General features: G+C 68.6%; 23 protein-coding genes and 2 pseudogenes. 9 read left to right on the top strand and 16 right to left on the bottom strand.

Translation table 11 applies throughout. The features are described 5' to 3' along the window. Positions 1-218: pseudogene (locus tag ACFFC4_RS05615) on the top strand (hypothetical protein); the annotation flags it as partial. A 431-nt stretch (positions 219-649) separates the two neighbouring features. Here the strand turns inward: ACFFC4_RS05615 and ACFFC4_RS05610 are convergent. Both ACFFC4_RS05610 and ACFFC4_RS05605 read right to left on the bottom strand, forming a co-directional pair. After that, the gene (locus ACFFC4_RS05610) at positions 650-1696 is read right to left on the bottom strand and encodes an EAL domain-containing protein (RefSeq protein ID WP_375498607.1); all 1047 of its coding nucleotides are present in this window, start codon (positions 1694-1696) and stop codon (positions 650-652) included. Positions 1697-2219: 523 nt separating this feature from the next. Further along, positions 2220-2790 (bottom strand): annotated as a pseudogene (locus tag ACFFC4_RS05605) (VOC family protein). A gap of 177 nt (positions 2791-2967) precedes the next feature. Here ACFFC4_RS05605 and phoU point away from each other — a divergent pair. Further along, complete coding sequence (gene phoU / locus ACFFC4_RS05600; RefSeq protein ID WP_375498605.1) at positions 2968-3621, top strand: phosphate signaling complex protein PhoU; 654 nt, start codon at positions 2968-2970, stop codon at positions 3619-3621. Here the strand turns inward: phoU and ACFFC4_RS05595 are convergent, their stop codons facing one another. Both ACFFC4_RS05595 and ACFFC4_RS05590 read right to left on the bottom strand, forming a co-directional pair. Next, positions 3622-4662: an LLM class flavin-dependent oxidoreductase gene (locus tag ACFFC4_RS05595; protein WP_375498603.1), complete on the bottom strand. Its 1041-nt coding sequence runs from the start codon at positions 4660-4662 to the stop codon at positions 3622-3624. Beyond that, positions 4662-5174, bottom strand: coding sequence for an SRPBCC family protein (locus ACFFC4_RS05590; RefSeq protein ID WP_375498601.1), 513 nt, complete (start codon positions 5172-5174; stop codon positions 4662-4664). Before ACFFC4_RS05590 ends, ACFFC4_RS05595 begins: the two co-directional genes overlap by 1 nt. Before the next feature lie 111 nt (positions 5175-5285). On the opposite strand from ACFFC4_RS05590, the gene ACFFC4_RS05585 reads away from it, so the two are divergent. From ACFFC4_RS05585 to ACFFC4_RS05575, 3 genes are read left to right on the top strand one after another with little or no spacing between them, the layout of a single operon-like run. After that, entirely contained in the window at positions 5286-6386 is a 1101-nt protein-coding gene (locus tag ACFFC4_RS05585; RefSeq protein ID WP_375498599.1) for a DNA topoisomerase IB, read from the top strand. 20 nt (positions 6387-6406) lie between these two features. Then, entirely contained in the window at positions 6407-6661 is a 255-nt protein-coding gene (locus ACFFC4_RS05580; protein WP_375498597.1) for a Smr/MutS family protein, read from the top strand. A 46-nt stretch (positions 6662-6707) separates the two neighbouring features. Then, positions 6708-8204, top strand: a complete 1497-nt coding sequence (locus tag ACFFC4_RS05575; RefSeq protein WP_375498595.1) for a CoA-acylating methylmalonate-semialdehyde dehydrogenase — start codon at positions 6708-6710, stop codon at positions 8202-8204. 18 nt (positions 8205-8222) lie between these two features. Here the strand turns inward: ACFFC4_RS05575 and ACFFC4_RS05570 are convergent, their stop codons facing one another. The 7 genes from ACFFC4_RS05570 to cysD all read right to left on the bottom strand — a co-directional run bounded on the left by ACFFC4_RS05570 (position 8223) and on the right by cysD (position 15719). After that, positions 8223-10130 carry a potassium transporter Kup gene (locus ACFFC4_RS05570; RefSeq protein WP_375498633.1) on the bottom strand — a complete coding sequence of 636 codons (1908 nt, stop codon included), beginning with the start codon at positions 10128-10130 and terminating at the stop codon, positions 8223-8225. 75 nt (positions 10131-10205) lie between these two features. Then, positions 10206-10880, bottom strand: a complete 675-nt coding sequence (locus ACFFC4_RS05565; protein WP_375498593.1) for a hypothetical protein — start codon at positions 10878-10880, stop codon at positions 10206-10208. Positions 10881-10958: 78 nt separating this feature from the next. Next, positions 10959-11294: a hypothetical protein gene (locus tag ACFFC4_RS05560; protein WP_375498591.1), complete on the bottom strand. Its 336-nt coding sequence runs from the start codon at positions 11292-11294 to the stop codon at positions 10959-10961. Between the two features lie 245 nt (positions 11295-11539). Further along, the gene (locus ACFFC4_RS05555) at positions 11540-11986 is read right to left on the bottom strand and encodes an STAS domain-containing protein (protein WP_375498589.1); all 447 of its coding nucleotides are present in this window, start codon (positions 11984-11986) and stop codon (positions 11540-11542) included. Between the two features lie 109 nt (positions 11987-12095). Next, entirely contained in the window at positions 12096-12875 is a 780-nt protein-coding gene (locus tag ACFFC4_RS05550) for a 3'(2'),5'-bisphosphate nucleotidase CysQ (RefSeq protein ID WP_375498587.1), read from the bottom strand. Positions 12876-12951: 76 nt separating this feature from the next. Continuing rightward, positions 12952-14805 carry a sulfate adenylyltransferase subunit CysN gene (cysN, locus tag ACFFC4_RS05545; protein ID WP_375498585.1) on the bottom strand — a complete coding sequence of 618 codons (1854 nt, stop codon included), beginning with the start codon at positions 14803-14805 and terminating at the stop codon, positions 12952-12954. Between the two features lie 2 nt (positions 14806-14807). After that, complete coding sequence (gene cysD / locus ACFFC4_RS05540; RefSeq protein ID WP_375498583.1) at positions 14808-15719, bottom strand: sulfate adenylyltransferase subunit CysD; 912 nt, start codon at positions 15717-15719, stop codon at positions 14808-14810. A 134-nt stretch (positions 15720-15853) separates the two neighbouring features. Here cysD and ACFFC4_RS05535 point away from each other — a divergent pair, with 134 nt between their 5' ends. Both ACFFC4_RS05535 and ACFFC4_RS05530 read left to right on the top strand, forming a co-directional pair. Then, positions 15854-16882 (top strand): cation diffusion facilitator family transporter, encoded by a 1029-nt coding sequence (locus tag ACFFC4_RS05535; protein ID WP_375498581.1) that lies wholly within the window; start codon positions 15854-15856, stop codon positions 16880-16882. A gap of 28 nt (positions 16883-16910) precedes the next feature. Beyond that, a complete protein-coding gene (locus tag ACFFC4_RS05530; protein WP_375498579.1) occupies positions 16911-17750 on the top strand; it encodes an NAD-dependent protein deacetylase in 840 nt (279 codons plus the stop codon). Here the strand turns inward: ACFFC4_RS05530 and ACFFC4_RS05525 are convergent. Next, a complete protein-coding gene (locus tag ACFFC4_RS05525) occupies positions 17743-18978 on the bottom strand; it encodes a YncE family protein (protein ID WP_375498577.1) in 1236 nt (411 codons plus the stop codon). The genes ACFFC4_RS05530 and ACFFC4_RS05525 overlap by 8 nt on opposite strands. After that, the gene (locus tag ACFFC4_RS05520; RefSeq protein ID WP_375498575.1) at positions 18975-19478 is read right to left on the bottom strand and encodes a SigE family RNA polymerase sigma factor; all 504 of its coding nucleotides are present in this window, start codon (positions 19476-19478) and stop codon (positions 18975-18977) included. Before ACFFC4_RS05520 ends, ACFFC4_RS05525 begins: the two co-directional genes overlap by 4 nt. A 73-nt stretch (positions 19479-19551) precedes the next feature. Here ACFFC4_RS05520 and ACFFC4_RS05515 point away from each other — a divergent pair, with 73 nt between their 5' ends. Together ACFFC4_RS05515 and ACFFC4_RS05510 are read left to right on the top strand one after the other, a co-directional pair. Continuing rightward, positions 19552-20163 (top strand): LysE family translocator, encoded by a 612-nt coding sequence (locus tag ACFFC4_RS05515; protein ID WP_375498573.1) that lies wholly within the window; start codon positions 19552-19554, stop codon positions 20161-20163. A 152-nt stretch (positions 20164-20315) separates the two neighbouring features. Beyond that, on the top strand, positions 20316-20825 hold the full coding sequence (locus tag ACFFC4_RS05510) for a DUF3145 family protein (RefSeq protein ID WP_375498631.1): 510 nt from the start codon (positions 20316-20318) through the stop codon (positions 20823-20825). Between the two features lie 66 nt (positions 20826-20891). On the opposite strand, the gene ACFFC4_RS05505 is transcribed toward ACFFC4_RS05510, so the two are convergent. Genes ACFFC4_RS05505 through ACFFC4_RS05495 form a run of 3 tightly spaced genes read right to left on the bottom strand, consistent with a single transcriptional unit; the run spans position 20892 to position 23799 of the window. Next, positions 20892-22307: an acyl-CoA carboxylase subunit beta gene (locus tag ACFFC4_RS05505; RefSeq protein ID WP_375498571.1), complete on the bottom strand. Its 1416-nt coding sequence runs from the start codon at positions 22305-22307 to the stop codon at positions 20892-20894. Positions 22308-22324: 17 nt separating this feature from the next. Next, the gene (locus ACFFC4_RS05500; protein WP_375498569.1) at positions 22325-23554 is read right to left on the bottom strand and encodes a beta-ketoacyl-[acyl-carrier-protein] synthase family protein; all 1230 of its coding nucleotides are present in this window, start codon (positions 23552-23554) and stop codon (positions 22325-22327) included. A gap of 2 nt (positions 23555-23556) precedes the next feature. Then, the gene (locus ACFFC4_RS05495; RefSeq protein ID WP_375498567.1) at positions 23557-23799 is read right to left on the bottom strand and encodes an acyl carrier protein; all 243 of its coding nucleotides are present in this window, start codon (positions 23797-23799) and stop codon (positions 23557-23559) included. Positions 23800-23843 lie beyond the last annotated feature (44 nt).

The raw sequence follows: 23843 nt of genomic DNA, 5'->3' as shown, positions 1-23843 counted from the left end.
AACAACGCAGAGCTGTACGCGAACGATTTACACCACTCCCCGGGGCACGACCCGCGCTGCCGCTGCTGGAGCGGGTGTATGAGCTGCGTTCGACCGTCAGCACCTACGTTTCGGTCTACGTCGCTCTGGCCGAACAGCTCGACTGCCCTCCGTTGACGGCAGACCAGCGGCTCGCGACTGCGGCGGGGCCCCGCTGCGCATTCACCATCTTCAGCTGACGCCCAAGCCTTGTCGCCGACTCTTTCGCTCGGCTCGGCACTCCGAAATCGCGCCTCAGCGACACGATTTAGCGCGATTTCGCGGTGACAACCGACTCGTAACCGACGGATTGCTTCTCCGTCATCAACCGTGATGTCGCGCGCGGAGGAGTGGCAACAGAAGGCCACGTAGGGGCGTGGCGTAGCGTTCGACGTGATGTCCACTTCAGCGCCGCGCTCCTCGCCGACCTACCCGTCACCCAAATACGGGCCCACCGCCGACTACGGCGACTGCGAGTTGAGCCTGTGTCGTTCGGAAGCTCGCGCCACGTGCCCGGAGTGCGGAGGGCATTACTGCCGGGACCACGTCGCCCACGATGGTCACGTCGGCGCGGCACACGCCTTCTGATTCTTCTCAGCGGGATGGCGCCGACAAAGGCTGGATACGACCGCTAGATTCCCACTGCAGCAGAGTCGTTGCAGCGGACCGAGCGTGGTTCCGGCCGACCGAAAAGCCAGCCCTGACCCAGATCCACGCCCAGATCCATCGCAACCTGCGCCTGTTCCTCGGTCTCGACGCACTCGGCCAGCACGAGCCCGCCGTAGCTGTGCGTCATCTCAACGATTGCATGGATGACGGCCCGGCTGACGGGGTCGGGCAGCGCCTGGACGAGTTCCTTGTCCAGCTTGACCACGTCGGGTCGCAGCAGCACGAGTTTGTTCAGCGACGAGAAGCCCGAGCCCAGATCGTCCAGAGCGACCCTGCAGCCGCGCTCGCGGTAGTAGTCGAAGACGTCGGACAGGTGGCCGATGTCAGCGATCTGCTCGCTCTCGGTGACCTCGAACACGAGTTGGTCCAAGCGCAGCCCTGCTTGTACGACCGCTTGTTCGGTCGTGCGAAGGCACACCTGAGGCCGGTAGATAGCGGTCGGTACGAAGTTGACGAACAGCAGCCGGTCGCCGAGCCAACCCGAGGCGCCGCGCAACGCCGAGGTCCGGCCCACTCGATCGAGGACGGCCAACCATCCCGCCTGGGCCGCGGCCGCGAACATCTCATCGGGCATCACCGGACCGTCCGGGGAGGTGGCCCTCAGAAGTGCCTCGTAGCCGACCACGTCATGACCAGTGGCGTCGGCGTGCAGCGACACGATCGGCTGATACACCGAATGAAACGCGTTCAACTCGTCGTCCAGGAGCGGCAACAGATCGGCATGCTCGATCCGCGCGCTGGATTGCGCCAACGTCGGCGCGGTGAGTGCGGCCGCAAGCAGTGCGTCGGGGTGTTCGTCCACCACCACCATTGCGCGGATCTCATTGGCTTCGACGCTCGACAAGGTCTGACGGGCAACCGTCAGCAGCGCTGCCGGGTCAGTGGTGTCGACCTCCAGCAACCCTGGAGCGCGCTGGGTGACCGATGCACCCGCGCCCTTCAGCACCGATCGAAGAGTGGTCAGGCTGTGGCTCACCCGCGTGGCGAACACCATGCGGTTCCCGACCACGTTCGCGACGTTGGTACACGAGCAGCCGATACAGGACGACGTCTTCTGAGCACTGGGCTGTGGCGAGTGTGCACCGTGCTGCAGTGAACCGGGGTCAACCTCCAGCATGACGTTTCCCTTCGAGTGCATGACGGGCATACGTCCGCGCATGATCGTTCTATCGGCCGGCACCGTGCGATCCTGAGCGACATCGCTGCTCAGGAGTGCGGCACGGGTTCCCGCGTCGCTACGTTCGAGTTGACCAACCGGAGCTCGACCGCGGCCGAAAGAGACCGCGAGGACGCAACTGCGCACGTACACCCTGGCCACCCAGGTCGCCCTGACGAGTACGCCGACGTGCACTGGCCCCGGCACATCCCGAGCCTGGCCGGGTTCGGCGTCACGACGCACGCGATCTGGCGGCGGGTAGACGGCGACGAGCACCAGCCGGTGGCGCTCGTGTCCTACGCCGAGGGCGACGACCCGGAGGAGGTCGACCGTAGGTACATCTCCAGCCCGGAGTTCCGCGCCGACATGGCCGGTTTCAGCAAGGGCGCGATCCGCGGCGCGACTGACGGGCCACGAACTCGTTCATGGCATTCGCGGTGCCCCACTGGTCGGACACCCTGTCCTCGGTGAAGTCGTACAGGTGCGGGTGCCAGGTGTCCTCGTAGATCGTCTCCAGCTCGGTGGTGTACTCGACGGTGTTGCCATGCGGGTCGAGGAAGTAGCTCGACGGTGCGACCGTCGACGTCGAAGAACCGGAAGCCGTAACCGCCACCCGGCGTCTGCAGCGAGTCGGGCTCGGAGACGAGCGGGACACCCTCGTGGCCGAGCTGGGCGGCAAGCGCGTCGACGTCCGCCGGGGTGTGCGCGCCGAAGCTGACCAGGTCCGGGCGCTTGTCGGTGTCGCGGCGCAGCCGCACGATGTACTGCTCGGGCGAGCCCTCGGCGGCCAGGTAGGAGATGCCGTCCTCACCATGGACCTCGGTGAGTCCCCAGAGGCCGGTGAAGAAGTCGCGTTGCTTGTCGAAGTCCGGTACCGCGAGGTCGACGTGGCGCAGGTGGCTGATCAGTCGTGAGGTCGGACGGCGCCGGTTGGTACGACTGTCAATTGCGCCGCACCCACGACGGGTGGCGGTTCGCGAAGGTCAGCCTGACGATGCTCTACACCTCGGGCGAGCCGATTACGCACTGACTGCATCGCTCGCGTGGATGGCGGGCGTGCGTCCTTGGGCCGGCGGTTGCGTCGCGTCCGCCGCCTCGGCACGGGATTGTGATCGAATGGGGCAATGCCGACGAGATCAGCGTTCCGCGAGCAGCTCGAGGGGCTGTGGACGCGGATGGCCGACCTCGCTGAATTGCAGGTGGTCGCCATCGAGCGGGCGTCATCGGCCCTGCTCGACGCGAACCGGCAGTTGGCTGAGCTCGTCATCACCGAGCAGGCCGTCACCGAGCAGCTGCAGGGCGACCTCGAGAACCGCGCCATGCTGCTGCTCGCCCAGCAGCAGCCGGTCGCAACCGACCTGCGCCTGGTGCTCGCCACTCTGCCGGCGTCGACCGCGTTGCAGCGCATGGGTGGGCTGGCCGAGCACGTCGCCAAGACAACCCGACTGCGCGCGCCGGAGTCCGCCGTGGCCGACAAGGTGCGGCACACCATGACCGAGATCGGCGCCGCGGCGACGTCCATCGCCGGCACGCTGACGCTGGCCATCCAGCAGCGCGACCCGGAGCTCGCGGCCGAGGTCACGGCGTCCGACGAAGGCATGGACGCGCTGCATCGGCAGCTGTTCACCCAGCTGCTGGCGCCGGACTGGCCGCACGGCGTCCCTGCCGCGGTCGACGCGGCGTTGCTGGGCCGCTACTACGAACGTTTCTGCGACCAGGCCGTCAGCGTGGCCCGCCGCATCCGCTTCGTCATCACCGGGGCCGGCGCCGACCGTTGATCAGACGGCCCGGGCGTACTCGATGCCCCGGGCCAGGTTGTCGAGCCGCGCAGCCATGTCGTCGCCGGCCGGGTACAGCCGCACGGTGGTGACGCCGGCGCGGCTCCATACCGCTAACCGCTCGCGCACCATCGCCTCGGTGCCGATGAGGGTCGTGGCCAGCACCATCTCGTCGGTGATCAACTCCGCCGCGGCGTCGCGTTCGCCCGCCAGCCAACGTTCGCGCACCTGACCGGCCACCTCAGCCCAGCCCTGCCGGCTGTAGGCCTGGTTGTAGAAGTTGGTCGATTCCGAACCCATCCCGCCCAGGCTGAACGCCAGCTCTATCTTGCGTGACCCGATGTGTGCCTGCAGCGCGTCCTCGTCGTCGAACACGGCGATCTCGGCGCCCTGGCAGACGTCGAGGTCGCCTCGGGTCCGCCCGCCGGCCGCCAGCCCGGCGTCGAGATGAGTGAAGTAGGCGGCGTCGGCGCCCTCGGGCACGAAACTCGTCCCCAGCCAGCCGTCGGCGACCTCGCCGGTGAGCTGCAGCAGCTTCGGTGACAGCGCGGCGAGGTAGACCGGGATCGCCTGCTCGGCGCGGATCGACAATCGCATCGGCCGGGTGTCGCTGCCGGCCAGCGGGATCGTGAACTCGCGCCCGGAGTAATTGATCTTCTCGCCCGTAGCGGCAGCCCGGACGATCTCGACGGTCTCGCGCATGCGCGTCAGGGGACGGGCGAACGGCACCCCGTGCAGGCCCTCGATCACCTGTGGCCCGGAGGGCCCGAGCCCGAGCAGGAACCGTCCGCCGGTCAGGTTCGACAGCGTGATGGCGGCCTGGGCGATCGCCACGGGGGTGCGGATTCCGAGCTGGATGATGCCCGAGCCGAGCAGCAGGCGCTGCGTCCGGGCGGCGAGGTAGCCGAGCAGGCTCGGTGCGTCGGCGCCCCACGCCTCGGCCACCCAGCAGACGTCCAGGCCGAGCCGTTCGGCCTCCACGACGAAGTCGTTCGTGCCGCCGAGATCCTGCGACCCCTCGACGGTGGTGGCAGTGCGCATCAGGCGGTCGACTCGACGCGCTGCTTGATCGCGGCCAGGTTGGCCTGCATGCCCAACTCGAACTCGCGCAGCCGGCCGAAGACGATCTTCTGCTCCTTGTCGGGCATGGCGTCGATGGCCAGGCTGAGCCCGGACCGCGCCGGCCCCATCTGCACCCACTGGGTCAGCACGGTGGCGTCGCCGTCGGGCTCGAGGATGAAGCGCCAGGTGGCCGTCGGCTCGGCGGGATCCTCGACGGCCCAGGCGAAGACGCGCGGCGGCTCGCACTCGATCACGGTGGACGTGGTCGTCCACTCGCCGATGGAGCGGTGCTTGTTGTGGCCGCGAAAGCGTGTCCCGACCGTGGCTGGACCTGAGCCGTCGACCCATTCGACGGTCTGCACCTCGTCGCTGAACGTGGCCATGAGCAGCGGGTCGCATACCAGCGGCCAGACCTGGTCAGGGGGCGCCGAGATACGGGTCTGCACCTGCACCGTCGGCCGGTCGGCGTACCGCGCGCCGGTCAACTCCATCGCGGTCTCTCTCCCTCGCTCGTCGGGGCAGGCTGACCTCACCATTGCGTAGCCAGGTCGGGAGTGTCAACGGCGGCGGGGCAGGCCACGATCGTGGGTACACCTCCCGACGTGACTACGGTCGATAAGCCCAGCGCTGCGGCGCTCGTGGCGGCGCTCTACGACGACCCTGCGCAGTGCGCCCAGGTGGCCAAGTTGCGTTACGTCAGCCCTGGCGACCCGGGCCTGACCCGGCTGCGCAGGGGCAAGGGCTTCACCTATCGCGACGCCACCGGCAACACCGTCGTCGATGTCGAGCTGCGCGACCGGCTGCGCAAGCTCGCGATCCCGCCGGCCTGGCGCAAGGTGTGGATCGCCACCTGGCCGGACGCGCACCTGCTCGCCGTCGGCGAGGACGACAAGGGCCGCAGGCAGTACATCTACCACGAGCGCTGGCGCTCGATCCGCGACCAGTTGAACTTCTACCGGCTCATCGGCTTCGGCGAGGCGATGCCCAAGATCCGGGCCGACGTCGACGTGCAGCTGCGCCGCGACGTCATCGACTCCGACCGGGTCCTCGCGGCGATGCTGCGCATCATGGACAAGGCCGGGCTGCGGGTGGGCAACGAGGTGTACGCCGAGGAGAACGACAGCTATGGGCTCAGCACCCTCACCCGCAGCCACGTGCGCGTGGTCGGCACGACCGTCGAGTTCAATTTCCCGGCCAAGTCCGGCAAGCAGGCCGACACCGCGATCGACGACGAGGGCGTCGCGCGGGTGATCGAGCGGCTGCTCGCCCAACGCAGCCGCCGGTTGTTCACCGTCGACGGGCAGGTCATCGGCTCGGACGAGATCAACCACCGCCTGGCCGAACTCACCGGCGCACACTTCACGGCGAAGGACTTTCGAACCTGGAAGGGCTCGTCGATCGCGTTCGCCTGTCTGCGAAAGCATCTCGACGGACGCGCCGCACCTGACGCGGAGTCCCCGGAGAGCGCCGTGCTGGCCGCGATTGACGCCGCTGCCGAGCTGCTCAACAATACCCGGACTGTCTGCCGCTCGCACTACGTGCATCCGGATGTCGTCGACGGTTACACCTCCGGGCAGCTGGCCGAGTTCCTGCAGGGCAAGCGCATGCGCAACAGCAAGTGGCTGTCGGCCGACGAGCGGTTGCTGCTCGCGTTCCTGTCCGAGACCCTTGACTCGCGAGCCGGTGAACTCGCGGTGGCTTGACCCGGGCGCACACTGGGTTCGTGAAGCTGAAGCTGGACCTGCACGACATCTACAACCGTGGGGACGAGATCGAACGCGCGCTCACCGCGATCATGGCCGAGGCCGTAGCCAAGAAGGCCCCGCTGGTCGAGATCATCCCTGGCAAGGGCTCCGGTCAGCTGAAGAAACGGGTGCTGCGTTTCCTCGAGCGCACGGACGTCAAGGCGCAGTACCACCGCGTCGAGAAGGACTCCGACAACTTCGGCCGGGTGTTCGTGCACTTCCGCTGGAAGTGACCAGGCCGCCTGGCATGCTGGTTCGATCGTCACGAAGGAGATCGTCATGCCAACCATCGAACACTGGATCGCCGGCAAGCCCACCGCACTGGGCTCAACGCGCAACGCCCCCGTCTTCAACCCGGCGACCGGGCAGCAGAGCGGCGAGGTCCTGCTGGCGAGCAAGGCCGACGTCGACGACGCAGTCGCCGCAGCGCGCGAGGCGTTCGTCGGGTGGTCGCAGGCCTCGCTGACCGCCCGTACCAAGGTGCTGTTCGCCTTCCGTGAGCTCGTCAACAGCCATCTCGGCGAGCTCGCCGAGCACATCACGGCCGAGCACGGGAAGGTGCTGTCCGACGCCAGGGGCGAGGTGCAGCGCGGTCTCGAGGTCGTCGAGTTCGCGTGCGGCATTCCGCAGCTGCTCAAGGGCGACTACTCCGACCAGGCGTCAGCCGGCGTCGACGTGTTCTCCTTCCGCGAGCCGCTCGGCGTCGTCGCCGGCATCACACCGTTCAACTTCCCGGTGATGGTGCCGATGTGGATGCACCCGATCGCCATCGCCTGCGGCAACACGTTCGTCCTCAAGCCCAGCGAGCGCGACCCGTCCGGCTCGCAGCTCATCGCCCGGCTGTGGCAGGAGGCCGGCCTGCCCGACGGCGTGTTCAACGTCGTCAACGGCGACGTCGAGGCCGTCGATGCGCTGCTCGACCACCCGGACGTCGCCGCGGTGTCGTTCGTCGGTTCGACGCCGATCGCGCGCTACATCCACGAGCGTGCGTCCGCCAATGGCAAGCGGGTGCAGGCGCTGGGTGGCGCCAAGAACCACGCCATCGTCATGCCCGACGCCGACCCGTCGTTCGCGGCCGAGCATCTCGCCGCGGCCGCGTTCGGCTCGGCCGGCGAGCGATGCATGGCGATCTCCACGGCCGTCGCGGTGGGTGCGGCCGGAGATGCCCTGCTGACGGAGGTCGTTGCGCAGGCCAATGCCGTGCGGGTGGGGCCGGGCAACGCCGGCACCAGCGACATGGGCCCGGTGATCACGGCTGCGTCGCGTGACCGCATCGTGGGTCTCATCCAGTCCGGCGCCGACCAGGGCGGCACTCTTGCCGTCGACGGCCGCGGGCTCGTTGTGCCCGAGCACGAGGACGGCTTCTGGGTCGGCCCGACCGTGATTGACCACGTGCAGCCGTCGATGGACGTCTACACCGAGGAGATCTTCGGTCCGGTGTTGACCGTCGTCCGCGCCGACACCGTGGCCGAGGCCATCGCTTTGATCAACTCGAACCCTTACGGCAACGGCACCGCGATCTTCACCAGTAGCGGCGAGACGGCGCGGACCTTCCAGCGCGGTGTGCACGTGGGCATGATCGGTATCAACGTCCCGATCCCCGTCCCGATGGCGTACTACTCCTTCGGCGGGTGGAAGGACTCGCTGTTCGGCGACAAACACGTCCACGGGCCTGAGGGAGTCTCGTTCTACACCCGGGCCAAGGTCGTCACGTCGCGCTGGCCGCACGTCGAGATGCCCAGCGGCGCCAGCCTGCAGTTCCCGACCATGAGCTGACCGTCGGGCTGCCCGGCGTCACAGCTCCAGGTTCGCGCCCATGACGATGGTGCGGTCGACCGGCAGGCAGAAGCTGTCGGCCGGGTTCGCCGCGTTGTGCGACATGCCGATGAAGATCCGCTTGCGCCACGTCTGCATCTCCCGGCCATCGCCCCGGGTGATCGACAGGCGCGATAGGTAGTAGGTCGCATTCGCGGCATCGAAGTCGAGCTCGACGTCGGTGCCTTCGGCGCGGGCCAACTCGGCCGGGATGTCACGCTCGTCCTGGAAGCCGTAGCGGATCTCGACGTGCACGATGCCGTCGTCGGTGTGCTTGAGCGGGTCGACGGTGATGCGCTCCTCCTGCGGCACGTGCGGCACGTCCTCGGAGATCACCGACACCAGCACGACGTGCTCATGCAGCACGTGGTTGAACTCGACGTTAGCGCGCAGCGCCAGGGGCGTGGTGTCCTTCGACGGGTGCGGGAACACCGCGGTGCCGGGCACCCGCGTCAGCTTCTGAGTTTGCACCTCGTCGACGAAGTCCTGCAGCGGACCCTCCATCTCGCGCCGGCGGCGCGTGACGATCCCGCGGCCGGACTGCCACACCGTCATCGTGGTGACCACGATCGCCGCGATGACCAGCGGCAGCCAGCCGCCACTGGCGACCTTGGTGGCGTTGGCGCCGAAGTAGGCGATCTCGACGCTGCCGAAGACGATGCCGATGGTGATCAGCTTCCACTTCGCCCACTTCCACACCGTAGCGGCGACGATGAGGAACAGGGTGGTGGTGATCAGGAACGTGCCGGTGACGGCGAGCCCGTAGGCGCTCGCCAGCTTGCTCGACGAGCGGAACGCCAGCATCAGCACGAGCACGCTGCCGAACAGCAGCCAGTTCACCACCGGGACGTAGATCTGCCCGCTCTCCAACGTCGAGGTGTGCCGGATCGTGAGGTTGGGCAGGTACCCGAGCCGCGCGGCCTGCCGGGACACCGAGTACGCACCGGAGATCACGGCTTGCGAGGCGATCACCGTCGCTGCGGTCGCGAGCACGACGAGCGGGATGCGCGCCCAGCTCGGGGCCAGCAGGTAGAACGGGTTGTCGATCTTGCGCGGGTGCGACAGCACGAGCGCGCCCTGACCCAGGTAGTTGAGCACCAGCGCGGGCAGGGCCACGAAGAACCAGGCCCGCCGGATCGGCGCGCGGCCGAAGTGGCCCATGTCGGCATACAGCGCCTCGGCACCGGTGATGGCCAGGACGATGGCGCTCAGCGCGATGAAGCTGGTGAACGGGTGATCGGTGGCGAACGTGCCGACGTAGTACGGCGACAGCGCCTTGAGGATCTGCGGGTGGCGAACGATCTCCGGCACACCCATGACGGCCAGCACTGTGAACCACAGGACCATCACCGGGCCGAAGAACCTGCCGACGATGTGGGTGCCGAAGCGCTGCACCAGGAACAGCGCGGCCAGGATTGCGATCCCGATCGGCAGCACTGCGTCCTTCAGACCCGGTGACGCCACCTCGAGGCCCTCGACGGCCGACAGCACCGAGATCGCCGGGGTGATCACGCTGTCGCCGTAGAACAGCGACGCGCCGAGCACCCCGAGCAGCAACGCCGCGGCGACCAGCTTGCGGCGCCCGCGGGTGAAGCGGCGCGCGAGCGCGGCCAGCGCCATCACGCCGCCCTCGCCGTCGTTGTCGGCGCGCAGGATGAAGACGACGTACTTGATCGAGACGATCAGTGTCAGCGACCAGAAGACGATCGAGATGACGCCGTACACGTCGCCCGTCGTGGGCTTGACCGCCTTGTTGTCGATCGAGAACACGGTCTGGATCGCGTACAGCGGGCTGGTGCCGATGTCGCCGAACACCACGCCTAGCGCGCCGAGGGCGAGTCCGAACACGCCGGCGCTGCGCGCCGCGGGGTGCCCACCCGATCCCATCGCCCCCGGGTCGGCAGAAGCGTTGTCGACAGCGGGGTGGGCTTCGGTCACCCGGTCAGTGTGGACTACCAACCATCAACGCGCGTACAGCGCGTTGATCTCAGCCGCGTACTTGCCGGCAATAGGCCTGCGCCTGATCTTCATCGTCGGAGTGATCTTGTCGCCACCGGGCTCCCACACGACGGGCAGGATCTCGAAGCGCTTGACCTGCTCGACGCGAGCCAGCCGGCGGTTGGCGTCGGAGACACCGGCCTGGACGGCGTCTCGCACGGCCGGGTTGCTCGCCAGCGCGGCGGGGGAGGAGTCGGTCAACTCGTGCGTATGGGCGAACGCGGCCCCGGCGTCGGGATCCAACGTCAACAGCGCGACGACGTAGGGACGGTCGTCACCGATCGCCACCGCCGACCCGACGAGCGGACAGGCCACCTTGATCGTGCCCTCGATGTTGGCCGGCGACATGTTCTTGCCGGCCGCGTTGATCATCAGTTTCTTCTTGCGGTCGACGATCCGCACGTAGCCGTCGGCGTCGATAGTGGCGATATCGCCGGTGTGCAACCAACCGTCGGGGTCGATGCCCTCAGCCGGCTTCTCCGGTTCGCCGCGGTAACCCTTCATGACGAGCGGTCCACGGGCGAGCAGCTCGCCGTCCTCGGCCAGGCGCAGTTCGGCGGCGTCCACGGCTGTGCCGACGGTGCCGATGCGGATCGCGTCGGGCGGGTTGATGGTGACCGCGCAGGTCAGCTCGGACATGCCCCACATCTCGCGTGAACATGCTCGTGTAGTGCGCGCCCCAGCGATTGGCGATGTGGGCGTCCGGGAGGTACGAGATCACCGAGTCGTGCTCGGTCGTGTCGACGGGCCGGTCGTCCCCGACGTGTAGATGATCGTCAGGACGTCACCGGGCTGCACCGCCTGCCAGGTGGCGTCGACGTCGAAGCCCGGTGCCGGCGTGGCCTCGACATCGCTCGGGCGCACCGTCCCCGGCGCGTCCGCGTCGACGCAGACGACCGTCTCGATTGCCGTTCGGTCGAACGCGGCGGCGGCTCGGATCGGCTCGAAGAACTGCTTCTCGCAGATGACGACCCGTTGCCGGCGTTCTCGAACAGGTGGGCGATCTGCTCGGCCGCCAGCGTGTCGTAGATCGAGAACGGCAACGCGCCGCATGCAGGGCGGCGGTATCGAGGAGGTGGAACTCGACGCGGTTCGTCAACATGATCGCGACCGTGTCGCCGGGGCGCACCCCGATGCCGCGAGCCCGGCGGCCAGCGCTCGCACGCGACGGTCGTACTGCCGCCAGGTCAAGCGCACCGAGCCGTCCGGTGTGCTCAGGGCAATGGTGTGCGGGCTGCGCCGTACGGTGGCCTGGAACGCGGTCGGCGTGTGTTTGGTGCGCTCATGCGAGCACCGTCTCAGCTCACCTGCAGTGGCGGCAGCTCGTGCTCGGCGCGCGAACCCCCGAGGAAGAGCACCTCATCGAACCCGGTCAGGTGCAGCACTCGAGCTACCAGCGCACGCACGCCGGTGACGACGAGCGTCCCGCGGGCGGCCAGCGCCTCATCGTGGATTGCGCGCAGGCCCGCGAGTGCACTGGCATCGACGAAGGTGAGGGACGTGACGTCCAGGCGCAGGAAGCGCCGCCCCGCGAGCAGGTGGGAGCGAAGTACCGCCCACAGTGGCGGGGCGGTGCCGAGGTCGAGTTCACCGCCGACCTGCACCGTGGCGCCCTGGAAGTCGAGCGCCACGGTCTCGACCGAAAGCGTGGTCTCGCGAGAGCGGTGATCGAACCAGTCCCGGTTGGGCACCGAGGACGCGGCCGTACGTACCGGTAGCGGTGATTGCGGCGTCAGTGCCGGCACTCGACCTCGCTCCCCGGACGCCTGGGCGTCCTCGACATGCTGACGCCGACACCGTACCCCGCCTGGCTGAACAAATACCATGGAGTACGTTCTCCCGCCCGATGCGCGCTTAGCCGGGTCTGACGGCGCGGGCGATCGCCACGACGATCGCCTCCGCAAGATCGTTGCGACAAATCACCAGATCGGGTAGATACGGGTGCGCGAGGTTGTAACGCAGCGGACTACCGTCGATGCGGGACGCGTGCAAGCCGGCGGCCTGGACGACGCCGACCGGCGCGGCCGAGTCCCACTCCCACTGGCCGCCGTCGTGCAGATAGGCGTCGGCGTCGCCGCGCAGCACGGTCATAGCTTTGGCGCCCGCCGAGCCCATAGGCACCAGTTCGCCGTCGAGCTCGACGGCGACCGCCGTCGCCCAGGCCGGCGGACGGCTGTCGCTGACCAGGAATTGCAGCGGGGTGTTCGCGAATGAGGTGGCGAGCATGTCGCGGGAGTGCATCGTGTCGCTGGCGTACACCGCGTCGAGGGCGGGCTGGGCCACGGCGGCGTCGGTGATGCTGCCGCCGGTGCCGTCGCCACGCTGCCACAGCGCGACGTGTACCGCCCAGTCCGGCCGGCCGGGCATGCCGTACTCGCGGGTGCCATCGAGCGGGTCGATGATCCACACCCGGTCGGCAGCAAGCCGGGCGGGGGAGTCCGCCGACTCCTCCGACAGCACCGCGTCGCCGGGACGGGCGAGCGACAGCTCGCGCAGCAGCCACTCGTTCGACTCGCGGTCGCCGGCCTTGCCCAGTTCCTTGCCGGTCAGGTCGCTCGTGCGTTGGAGGTCGAGCAACAGCTCCCCGGCGCGTTCGGCCAGCCGCGCCGCCAGCCGGGCGTCGGACTCGGTCACCGCCACCCCCCGGTGATCAACAGCGCCGAACCGTCGTTCCACGACGGTTCGGCGCTGTTGATCACGAGTGGGGGAGTCATTCGGTGATCCGCTCGACCAGGTCGAGCACGAGCGTGGCCTGCGAGGCGGCGTCGCCGTCCTCGGGGCGCAGCCGCAGGTGCGGTGACTCCGGCGCTTCGTAGGGGTCGTCGATGCCGGTGAAGTGCGTGATCTCGCCGGCGCGGGCCTTGGCGTACATGCCCTTCGGGTCGCGTGCCTCGCACACGGCCAGCGGGGTGTCCACGAAGATCTCGGCAAAGGGCAGACCGGATTCCGCGTGCCCGGCGCGGGCTCGCTCGCGGTCGGCGGCGTAGGGGCTGACGAGTGAGACGATGGCGACCACACCGGCGTCGGCGAGCAGCTTGGCCACCTCGGCGACGCGGCGCACGTTCTCGGTGCGGTCCTCGGGGGAGAACCCGAGATTGTTGTTCAGCCCGTGGCGCAGGTTGTCGCCGTCGAGCAGGTAGGCGGGGCGTCCGGAGGCGACGAGCCGGCGCTCGAGCTCTGCCGCGACGCTGGACTTGCCCGAGCCGGACAGTCCGGTCAGCCACACGGTCATGCCCTGCGTCGCCCGCTCGTGGCGCTGCACCGAACCCGCGTGCCAGACGACCTGCGAGTCCTGCTGGCTGGGTCCGGTGATCATGCCCGCCGCGACCGTGCTGTTCGTGGCCTCGTCGACGAGGATGAAGCTGCCGGTCTCGCGACTGCGCCGGTAGGCGTCGAACAGCAGCGGCTGCTGGGTGCGCAGCCGTACCCGGCCGATCTCGTTCAGGGCCAGTCCGGTGGCCGTCTCGTCGCGGTGCAGGGTGTTGATGTTCAGGCGGTAGTCCAGCTCGCGGACGACCGCCCGCGTCGAACGGGTCGTGTGCTGGATCGTGTAGCGGGCGCCGGGGGTCAGCTCGGAGTCCGACGTCATCCACGACACCATGGCGTCGATGTCCTGACCCACGTGCGGTCGGTTGTGCGGTCGGCAGATCAGATCGCCGCGGGCGATGTCGATGTCGTCGGCAAGTTCGACGGTCACGGCCTGGCCGGCGAACGCCTCCTCGACGGCCACGCCGCCCGGCCGCCACACCGTCTTGATCATGGTGGTGAAGCCCGAGGGCAGCACGGTGACCTCGTCCCCGGCGCGGATGACGCCGCTGGCCATGGTGCCGGCGTACCCACGAAAATCGTGCAGTTCGGCGCTGGTGGACTGGTGCGGGCGGATGACGTACTGCACCGGCAGTCGCACGTCGATCAGGTTGCGGTCCGAGGCGATGTGCACGTCCTCGAGAACGTGCAGCAGCGAGGCGCCTTCGTACCAGGGCATCGCTTGGCTGCGCTCGACGACGTTGTCACCAGTGAGGGCCGACATCGGGATGAAGGTGAGGTCGTTCACCTCGAGCTTCGTGGCGAAGCGACGGAACTCGCCGCGGATCTCCTCGTAGCGCTCCTGCGAGAAGTCGACGAGGTCCATCTTGTTGATGCAGACGATCAGGTGCGGGATGCCCAGCAGCGCGGCGAGGAACGCGTGCCGTCGGGACTGCTCGAGCACGCCGTTGCGGGCGTCGATCAGGATCAGCGCGACGTCGGCCGTCGAGGCGCCGGTGACCATGTTGCGCGTGTACTGGATGTGGCCGGGGGTGTCGGCGATGATGAACTTGCGCTTGGGAGTGGCGAAGTAGCGGTAGGCGACGTCGATGGTGATGCCCTGCTCGCGTTCCGCCCGCAGGCCGTCGGTGAGCAGCGCAAGGTCGGGTGCTTCATTACCCCGAGACAGGCTGGTCTTCTCGACAGCCGAGAGCTGGTCCTCGAAGATCGCCTTGGAGTCGTACAGCAGCCGGCCGATGAGCGTGGACTTGCCATCGTCAACGCTGCCGGCCGTGGCAAGGCGCAGGAGCTGACTCATGGCTAGAAGTACCCCTCTTTCTTGCGGTCTTCCATGCCGGCCTCGCTGATCCGGTCGTCGGCGCGGGTGGCGCCCCGCTCGGTCAGCCGGGCGGCGGCGACCTCGAGCACCACGGCGGCGGCATCGGCTGCGCTCGACTCGACGCAGCCGGTGCAGGTGGCATCACCGATCGTGCGGAACCGCACCGTCGCCTCGTACGGCGTCTCGCCCATTTCTGGAGTGATGAAGCGGTTGACGGCCAGCAGCATGCCGTCGCGCTCGACCACCTGACGTTGATGGGCGTAGTACAACTCGGGCAGGTCGATGTGCTCGGCCTCGATGTAGGACCAGATGTCGAGCTCGGTCCAATTCGACAGCGGGAACACCCGGATGTTCTCGCCCTTGCGGTGCCGGCCGTTGTACAGGCTCCACAGCTCGGGGCGCTGGTTGCGTGGATCCCATTGCCCGAACTCGTCGCGGAAGCTGAACACCCGCTCCTTGGCGCGAGCCTTCTCCTCGTCGCGCCGAGCGCCCCCGAACACAGCCCCGAACTGGTTCTCGATGATGCCGCGCAGCAGCGTGACCGTCTGCAGCCGGTTACGGGTCGCTCGCGGGCCGGTGTCCTCGACGGAGCGGCCGGCGTCGATGTCGTCCTGCACGCTGGCCACGATCAGTCGCAGCCCGTACTCCTCGACCGTGCGGTCGCGGAACGCAATGACCTCGTCGAAGTTCTCACCGGTGTCGATGTGCATCACCGGGAACGGCAGCGGCGCGGGCCAGAACGCCTTGAGCGCCAGGTGCAGCATGACGACCGAGTCCTTGCCGCCGGAGAACAGCAGTGCCGGCTTCTCGATCGTGGCCGCCACCTCGCGGAAGATGTGCACGGCCTCCGACTCGAGCCTGTCGAGGTGCGACAGCTCGTAGGACACAGTCATCTGCGCGGGATCTCCAAGTCGTGCGATGCCAATCTCGGGCCAACGTCCGGAGCCGCGATCGTATTGCCTCCAGCTTGGTGCCCGGTCCGTCACGCGACCGGTTCGTGGAACGGGGCGCTGGGCACGCTGCACCCGTGACGTCCGCAGACCAGCAGGCCCCGGCTTTGCAGACGCCGGTGGCTCCCATCAGCGCCGGCGAGGGTGAGAGCAGTCTCACTGTGCTGCTTGCCCTGGCTGCCAACCTCGGCGTCGGTCTGCTCAAGCTCGCGGCCGGCCTGATCACCGGCTCGGCCGCGCTGCTGTCCGAGGCAGCGCACTCGGCCGGCGACTGCACCACCGAGGTGTTCCTGCTGGTGGCGCAGAAGCGCTCGCAGCGCCCAGCGGACCGCACCCATCCCTTCGGGTACGGCAAGGAGCGCTATTTCTGGTCGATGTTGGCAGCCGTGGCGATCTTCGTCTCGGGCGCCGCGTTCTCCTTCTACCAGGGCGTCACGACGATCATCGACGGCGAAGAGTCGACGATGATCTGGATCAACTACCCCGTCCTGCTGCTCGCGGCTGTGCTGGAGGGCATCTCGCTGCGGCAGGCCGCCAAGCAGATGCATGGCGAGACGAAGCGGTTGCGTCAGACGGTCGTGCAGTACCTGCGTACCCCGCGCGACCCCACGGTCGAGAGCGTGCTGCTCGAGGACTCCGCCGCGATCATCGGCCTGCTGTTCGCCGGGATCGGGGTCGGCCTGCACCAGCTCACCGGTTCGGCCGTCTACGACGGCGCGGCCTCGATCGCCATCGGGCTACTGCTGCTCACAGTCTCGGGCACGCTGGCCCGGGCGTGTAAGAACCTGCTGATCGGCGTGCAGGCCGACCCGCGCTTCGTTCGAGAGATCGAGGCGTGGCTGGAGGAGCAACCCGAGGTCGACGACGTCGTCGATCTGCTCACCATGCTCACCGGCACCGACAGCATCCTGCTGTGCGCCCGGGTGGACTTCATCGACGAGGCGAGCGGCGACGACCTGGAACAGGCCTGCGTACGACTCGACCTGGAGCTGCGCGAGAAGTGGCCGTCGCTGGACGAGATCTTCCTCCAACCCGCGCCGCGTAAGCACGCCGGGATGCGCGAGCGGGTCGAGCAACGGTACGGCCGGGCCCTCGCCGAGGAGTGACACGGCGTCTCTCGGGCACCATGACGAGGTGACGACCACCGGTTCCTCGACACAGCTGGATCAGCTGGTTACGAGGGTGCGCCACGGTGGCGTGGTCGTGCTCAGCGGCGCGGGCCTATCGACCGAGTCGGGGATCCCCGACTACCGCGGCCCGACCGGCGCGCTGCGCACCAACACCCCGATGACCTACCAGGACTTCGTGTCGTCGTCGGCGGGACGGCACCGCTACTGGGCGCGCAGCTTTCTCGGCTGGGCGCAGATGGCGCAGGCGCGGCCGAACGCGGGTCACGTCGCCGTTGCTCAGCTGCAGGGGCTCGGGCTGCTCGACGGGATCATTACGCAGAACGTCGACGGGCTGCATCAGGCGGCCGGTGCCCACAACGTCATCGAGCTACACGGTGGCCTCGACCTCGTCGTCTGCCTGACGTGCGGCAAACGGGAATCGCGACCGTCGCTCGACGTCCGCCTACGCGAGCTCAACCCGGACTTCCACGCGCGGGCGACGCGGGTCAACCCCGACGGCGACGCCGAGATCACCGACGACCAGCTCGACGGCTTCGTGATGGCGCGCTGCCGGCACTGCGACTCCGACCTCGTCAAACCCGATGTCGTCTTCTTCGGTGAGAACGTCCCGAAGCCACGCGTCGAGGCCTGCTACGCGCTCGTCGAGAATGCCCGCTGCCTGCTCGTCCTCGGCTCGTCGCTGACCGTCATGAGTGGGCTGCGGTTCGTGCGTCGCGCCGCCAAGCTGGGCATCGACGTCACCATTGTCAACCAGGGTCCGACCCGCGGCGACCCGCTCGCCGACCTCAAGCTCGAGGTGCCGCTTGGGGTTGCGCTGACCGAGACGGTGGCCGCACTCACTTGAGCCCGCAGGCCTTCGGCGGCATGAGCTCTACGAGGCCTTGACCAGTGGTCTCATTGAAGCCCTGGTAGTAGCCGTAGAGCCGTCCGTCAACAACGCTGAACTCGGTGATCCCCGCCGCTCGTGAACCGAGATTGACCACTTCACTCGCCCTGATGTGTCCGGTCCGCGGATCCGCGCACGCGATAATCTGGTCGCCGCCGAGCCAGGCAACGGACCCGGACACCAGAACGCTCGAGCCAATGCCGCCACCCCCTTGGCTTCCGTCGACAGGCGCCGACCGGTCGAATGGGTAGAAGACCACTCCGTCCACGTGGCCCGAGCCGCACGTCACGAAATATCCTGCCGAGGTCGACTGCAGGTCGGAACAGCCGAAGTTCAAGACCGGTCCGCGCTCCGTCACCTTCCCGGTCCTGGCGTCGAGCTGCTCGACGAATTGCCCTTGCCGCCCGGTCGCAACTTCAAGCCGGGTCCGGTCTGGGCTGACTGACAGCGAACTCATGCCGTCCGCGACTCGGAAGGTTTGCTCACGCCGTCCTGAATGCGCATCCACCACGTAGACCCGACTGCCTGCGCCGAGATAAAGGGTGGCAGCACCGCTCGGCGCGACCGCCGGTCCGTTTACTTCGTGTCCGATGACCGGGTATTTGTAGTGAGCAATCTGCCGCAGGCTGAATGGGTCGTAAGCGATGAGGACTACCGAACGGGAGTCGGTCTGTGCGGCGATCCACACCCGCCCTCCGGAGAAGACGGGTCGTGTCGACGCATCGGCCGGCACCGCCTGTCGGGCCAGGATTTGACCGGTTGACGGCCGCAGTCGGACAAGTCCGCCGTCGACGAACGCGTAAAGCGAAGAACCGATCGGGGTAAGCAGATTGTAGGTAGCACTGGTGATCAGCCGGGCGTTCCACGGTTGGAAACTCAATGCGGGCGGCGCGGTTGGCGCTGGAGTCGGGTTGCTGCTAATCCGGGTCGGAGTCGGTGACGGCGTCGCAGGGGACGGATCATGGTCGCGTCCCTGCAGGGTCGTCAGCAACGTGGCGACGAATGCGACGACCGCGGCGGCGGCAAGAACCGCGGCCCACCGTCCGGCCCGCGCTCGGCGGCGCTGCGGCATCTCCGGCGAAGGGCTCCCGGCAAGTGCTGCGATCCGATTCAATGAAATGGCGCGGGGTGGCTGCGGGGTCTGCTCATGGAGCCACTCCGACAGCCGCTGTTCCTCGGTGGTCACGACGTCACCTCTCCACGCAGGATTTCGGCCACTCCGGGCTGGCTGCGCAACCGTGCAAGCGCCCGCGACGTGTGGCTCTTCACAGCGCCGGGGGAACAACCCATGGCGGCGGCAGTGTCGGCCTCGCTCAGGTCGGCGAAGTAGCGCAGCACGATGGCGGCCCGCTGCTGGGACGACAGCTTGGCCAACACGTCCTGCAAGGCGTGCCGCTCGTCGATGTGCTCGTACGTGTCGACTCCAGGCCGGTCCGGGAGATCAACGGTCGGATGTTCGCCGATCCATCGCCGCCTGCGCCAGCTCAGGTACGTCGTGGTCATGATCGCCCGCACGTATCCCTCGGGTGACCGCGACGCCCGATCCCAGCGTTGCCAGGCACTGGCGAGAGCGGTCTGCACGAGATCCTCAGCGCTTGCCCAATTGCCGGTGAGCAGCCAGCCGGCGCGGAGCAGCGACGGACCGCTGGCGCGCACGAACGCACCGAAACCGTCCGGCTCGTCCACGGCCGCCTCCTTCCTGGCTCTCATCCACTCAAGTCGTTGGACGCCCGGATCGGTTTACGCGATCCTGTGCCACGTGCTTGTCTCGCTGGTCGCCTACCTGCTCGCCGCGGCCGTCATCGTGCTGCTGCCCGGGCCGGACACCCTCGTCATCGTGCGCAGCATCATGGCCGGCGGACGGCGGCGTGGCGTGGCCGCGGTGGTCGGGATCCAGTGCGGCCTGCTCGTATGGGTCACGGCCGCCGCGCTCGGGCTGGCCGCGTTGCTGAAGGCCAGCGAGATCGCCTTCGACGTCCTGCGCGTCGCGGGCGCGGTGTACCTCGTCTGGCTCGGGGTGCAGTCCTGGCGCTCGCGCGGCACCGACGACCCGTCAGCGGCACCACGTGGTGGCTTGCTCGGCACCGGCTTTCGCGGCGGGCTGCTGTCGAACCTGCTCAATCCGAAGGTCGGCGTGTTCTTTGTGACCTTCCTGCCCGGATTCATCCCGCACGACTACCCGGTGGGCGCGACGTCATTGCTCTTCGGCGCGCTGTTCATCGCGTTGAACGCCTCCTATCAGGTGCCGCTCGTCCTGCTTGCTACGAAGGTGACGGCGCTGATGTCGCGCCAGGTGGTCCGTCGCCGGCTCGAGCGCATAACTGGCGCAGTGCTCATCGGATTCGGCATCCGGCTGGCTACGGAGAACTGACATTCGGGCAGGTCACTGGCGCAACACGCGTCTCATAGGCCACAATGACTTCACACCACCTGACAGGACGGATCGCTGGGGAAGGCGTCGCCGTCGAGCCAGGGAGGTGTGCGATGTCCGATCCCCGCACGGGATCTGTTTCGGGTAGAGGAATGAACAGCCGTGGGGTTCCGTCGACCCGCGGTGTGGTCTTCATGCACTGCTGCCCGTCAGCGCTTGCGCCGCACGTGGAGTGGGCGCTCGCCGGCGTGCTCGACCGCCCGGCCCGCCTGCAGTGGACCGGCCAGCCGGCCGCGCCGTCGCATCTACGAGCCGAAGCGGCCTGGACGGGCCCGATCGGGACCGCAGCCGCGCTGTGCGCTGCGCTGCGTGCCTGGCCCATGCTCGTCTTCGAAGTCACCGAGGACGCGACGTCGGCCAGCGACGGCGAGCGTCTCGCCTACGTCCCTGGCCGCGGGTTTCACCGCAGCCTGGTGTCGGTGAGCGGTGACGTCCTCGTCGGGGAGGAACGCCTGCGCGGGCTGCTCACCCGCGCCCGCACCGTCGAGGAGTACCAGCACGGCATGGCCGACCTGCTCGGCACCGCCTGGGACGCCGAACTCGAGCCCTACCGCCAGGGCGGCGACGGCGCCCCCGTCACCCTGCTGCACTCCGCCGTCTGACCCGCTTCACGCCTGGTGTGGTTACGGATCATCACCTCTGAGTGACCACCGCAGGCGCGGAGGCGGTTAGAGCGGGATGTTGCCGTGCGCGCCGCGACCGCTGGGGGCCTCGGCCAGAGCATGCGCCAGCGCGGCGCGGGTGTGCTTCGGCTCGATGAGCTCGTCGACCACACCGATGTCCAGGGCGCGTCCAACGCCGCCGGCGATGCGCGCGTGCTCCTCGGCCAGAGCCGCGTGCAGCGCCTCGCGCTCGCCGGGCGGGGCGGCGGCCAGCTTCTTGCGGTGCAGGATGCCGACCGCGGCCGACGCGCCCATGACCGCGACCTCGGCCTCGGGCCACGCGAACACCTTCGTTGCGCCCAGGGAGCGGGAGTTCATGGCGATGTAGGCCCCGCCGTAGGTCTTGCGGGTCACGAGCGTGACCCGGGGTACGACCGATTCGCCGAACGCGTGCAGCAACTTCGCGCCACGCCGCACGATCCCGTCCCATTCCTGGCCGACACCGGGCAGGTAGCCGGGGACGTCGACGAGCACTACGAGGGGCACGCCGAACGCGTCGCACATCCGCACGAAGCGTGCGGCCTTCTCGGCCGACGGTGAGTCGAGGCAGCCACCGAGACGCAGCGGGTTGTTCGCAATGACGCCGACCGTGCGGCCGGTCAGCCGACCGAAGCCCGTGACAATGTTCGGCGCCCACTTCTCGTGCAGCTCCAGGAAGCCGCCCTCGTCGAGGAGCGCGGTCACGATCGGGTGTACGTCGTAGGCCCGCTTGGGATTGGCCGGCAGCAGTGACTTGATGTCGTAGTCGGGACCGAGCTGGGCGACGTCGAAGCTGCCCTGCCGGGCAAGCAGGGACGTGAGCGATTGCGCCGCGGCGTACGCGGCTTGTTCGTCGTCGGTGACGACGTGCACGACGCCGCTTCGTCGCCCATGGGTGTCTGGGCCGCCCAGCGATTCCATGTCGACGTTCTCACCGGTCACCGAGCGCACGACGTCGGGTCCGGTGACGAAGACCCGGCCGCCCGTCGACATGATCACGACGTCGGTGAGAGCGGGACCGTACGCCGCGCCGCCGGCGGCCGGACCGAGCACGACCGAGATCTGCGGCACGCGGCCGGACGCCCGGATCATCGCCTGGAAAACGAGACCCACCGCGTGCAGGGCCAGGACGCCTTCGGCCAGCCGGGCGCCGCCAGAGTGCCACAGTCCGATGACCGGCACCCGCTCGCGCAGGGCGGTGTCGATCGCATCGACGATGTGCCGGCAGCCGGCCTCGCCCATGGCGCCGCCCATGACGGTGGCGTCGGTGCAGAACGAGATAGCCGGGTTGCCATTGATGCGCCCGCGCGCGGCGACCACGCCGCTGTCGTCGCGAGCGGCGAGCAGCTCGACGGTGGCGGGGTCGAACAGCTGCTCCAGACGCAGCACCGGGTCGCGCGGGTCGCGCTCCTCGGTGGTGGGGACAGTGGCAAGCGCGGTCATCGATGTCTCCTCAACTGCTAGGCCTTCCGGAAGACGAGCGACACGTTGTGCCCACCGAATCCGAAGGAGTCGTTGACGGCGGCGGTGACGGGCATCGAACGCGCCTCGCGTGGGACGTCGAGCTTGAGCTCGTCATCGGGCTCGTCGAGGTTGATCGTCGGCGGCACGATGTCGTGGAAGATCGACAGCACCGTGGCCACGGACTCGATGGCACCGGCCGCGCCGAGCAGATGCCCCGTCATGGACTTGGTGGCCGTGACGACGGTGTCCTCGCCTAGCAGGTCGGCGACGACGCCGGCCTCGCCCATGTCGCCGACCGGCGTCGACGTGGCGTGCGCGTTGACGTGCACGATGTCGTCGAAGCCGAGACCCGAGCGGCGCACGGCCAGCTCGAGCGCTCGCGCCTGACCCGCCTTGTCGGGCTGGACGATGTCGTAGGCATCGGACGTGATCCCCGCACCGGCCAGCACCGCGTACGGCCGGCGACCGCGGGCCGCTGCGCCTGACGCGCGCTCGAGCACGAGCACGCCCGCGCCCTCGCCCAGGACGAAACCGTCACGGCCCTTGTCCCAGGGACGGGACGCGCGTTCGGGCTCGTCATTGCGGGTGGACATCGCCCGCATCTGCGCGAAGCCGGCGATGTTCAGCGGGTGGATACACGCCTCGGTGCCGCCGACCAGGACCACGTCGGCGCGGTCGAGGTTCAGCAGGTCCAGGCCGTAGGCCACCGCCTCGGAGCCCGACGCGCACGCGCTGACGCAGGTGTGCACGCCGGCCTGCGCGCCGATCTCGAGGCCGACGTACGCCGCGGGACCGTTCGGCATGTTCATCGGGATGAGCAGGGGTGAGACCCGGCCGGGCCCCTTGTCCAGCATGATGTCGTACTGGCTCAGCAGGCTGGTGACGCCGCCGATTCCGGTGCCGATGACGACCGCGACGCGGGTCGGATCGAGACCGACCTCGCGCGCCGTGCCCTCGAAGCCGGCGTCGGCCCATGCCTCGTGCGCAGCGACCAGCGCGGCCTGCTCACTGCGGTCGAGGCGCCGCGCCTGCTTGCGCGGCAGCACCTCGGCCGGGTCGACGGCCATCGGGGCCGCGATGCGCACGCTGAGGTCGGCAGACCACTCGCCCTCGAGCGCGCGCACTCCCGAGCGTCCCTCGAGCAGTGCGGACCAGTAGCTGGCGACGTCGCCACCGAGCGGCGTGGTCGCGCCGAGCCCGGTGACGACGACTTCCTGCGAGGTCATAATCAGGCGTTCGACTCGATGTACTTGACGGCGTCGCCGACTGTCTTGAGCTTCGGCAGCTCGTCATCGGGGATCTTGACGCCGAACTGCTCCTCGGCGGCCATCGCGACCTCGACCATCGACAGCGAGTCGACGTCCAGGTCGTCGACGAAGCTCTTCTCGTCGCTCACGTCTGCGGCGTCGACATCGGCGACGTCGTTGAGGATGGACGCGAGTCCTGCGCGGATCTCGTCGGCACTGGGCACTGGTGGAACCTCTCTCTGTGTGATCGTGCGGTGGGTGTCGTCGG

The sequence above is a fragment of the uncultured Jatrophihabitans sp. genome, from assembly GCF_964244045.1.
GTDB lineage: Bacteria > Actinomycetota > Actinomycetes > Mycobacteriales > Jatrophihabitantaceae > Jatrophihabitans.
Note: the sequence above shows the minus strand (reverse complement) of the source record. Positions and strands in the feature narration are given on the sequence as shown.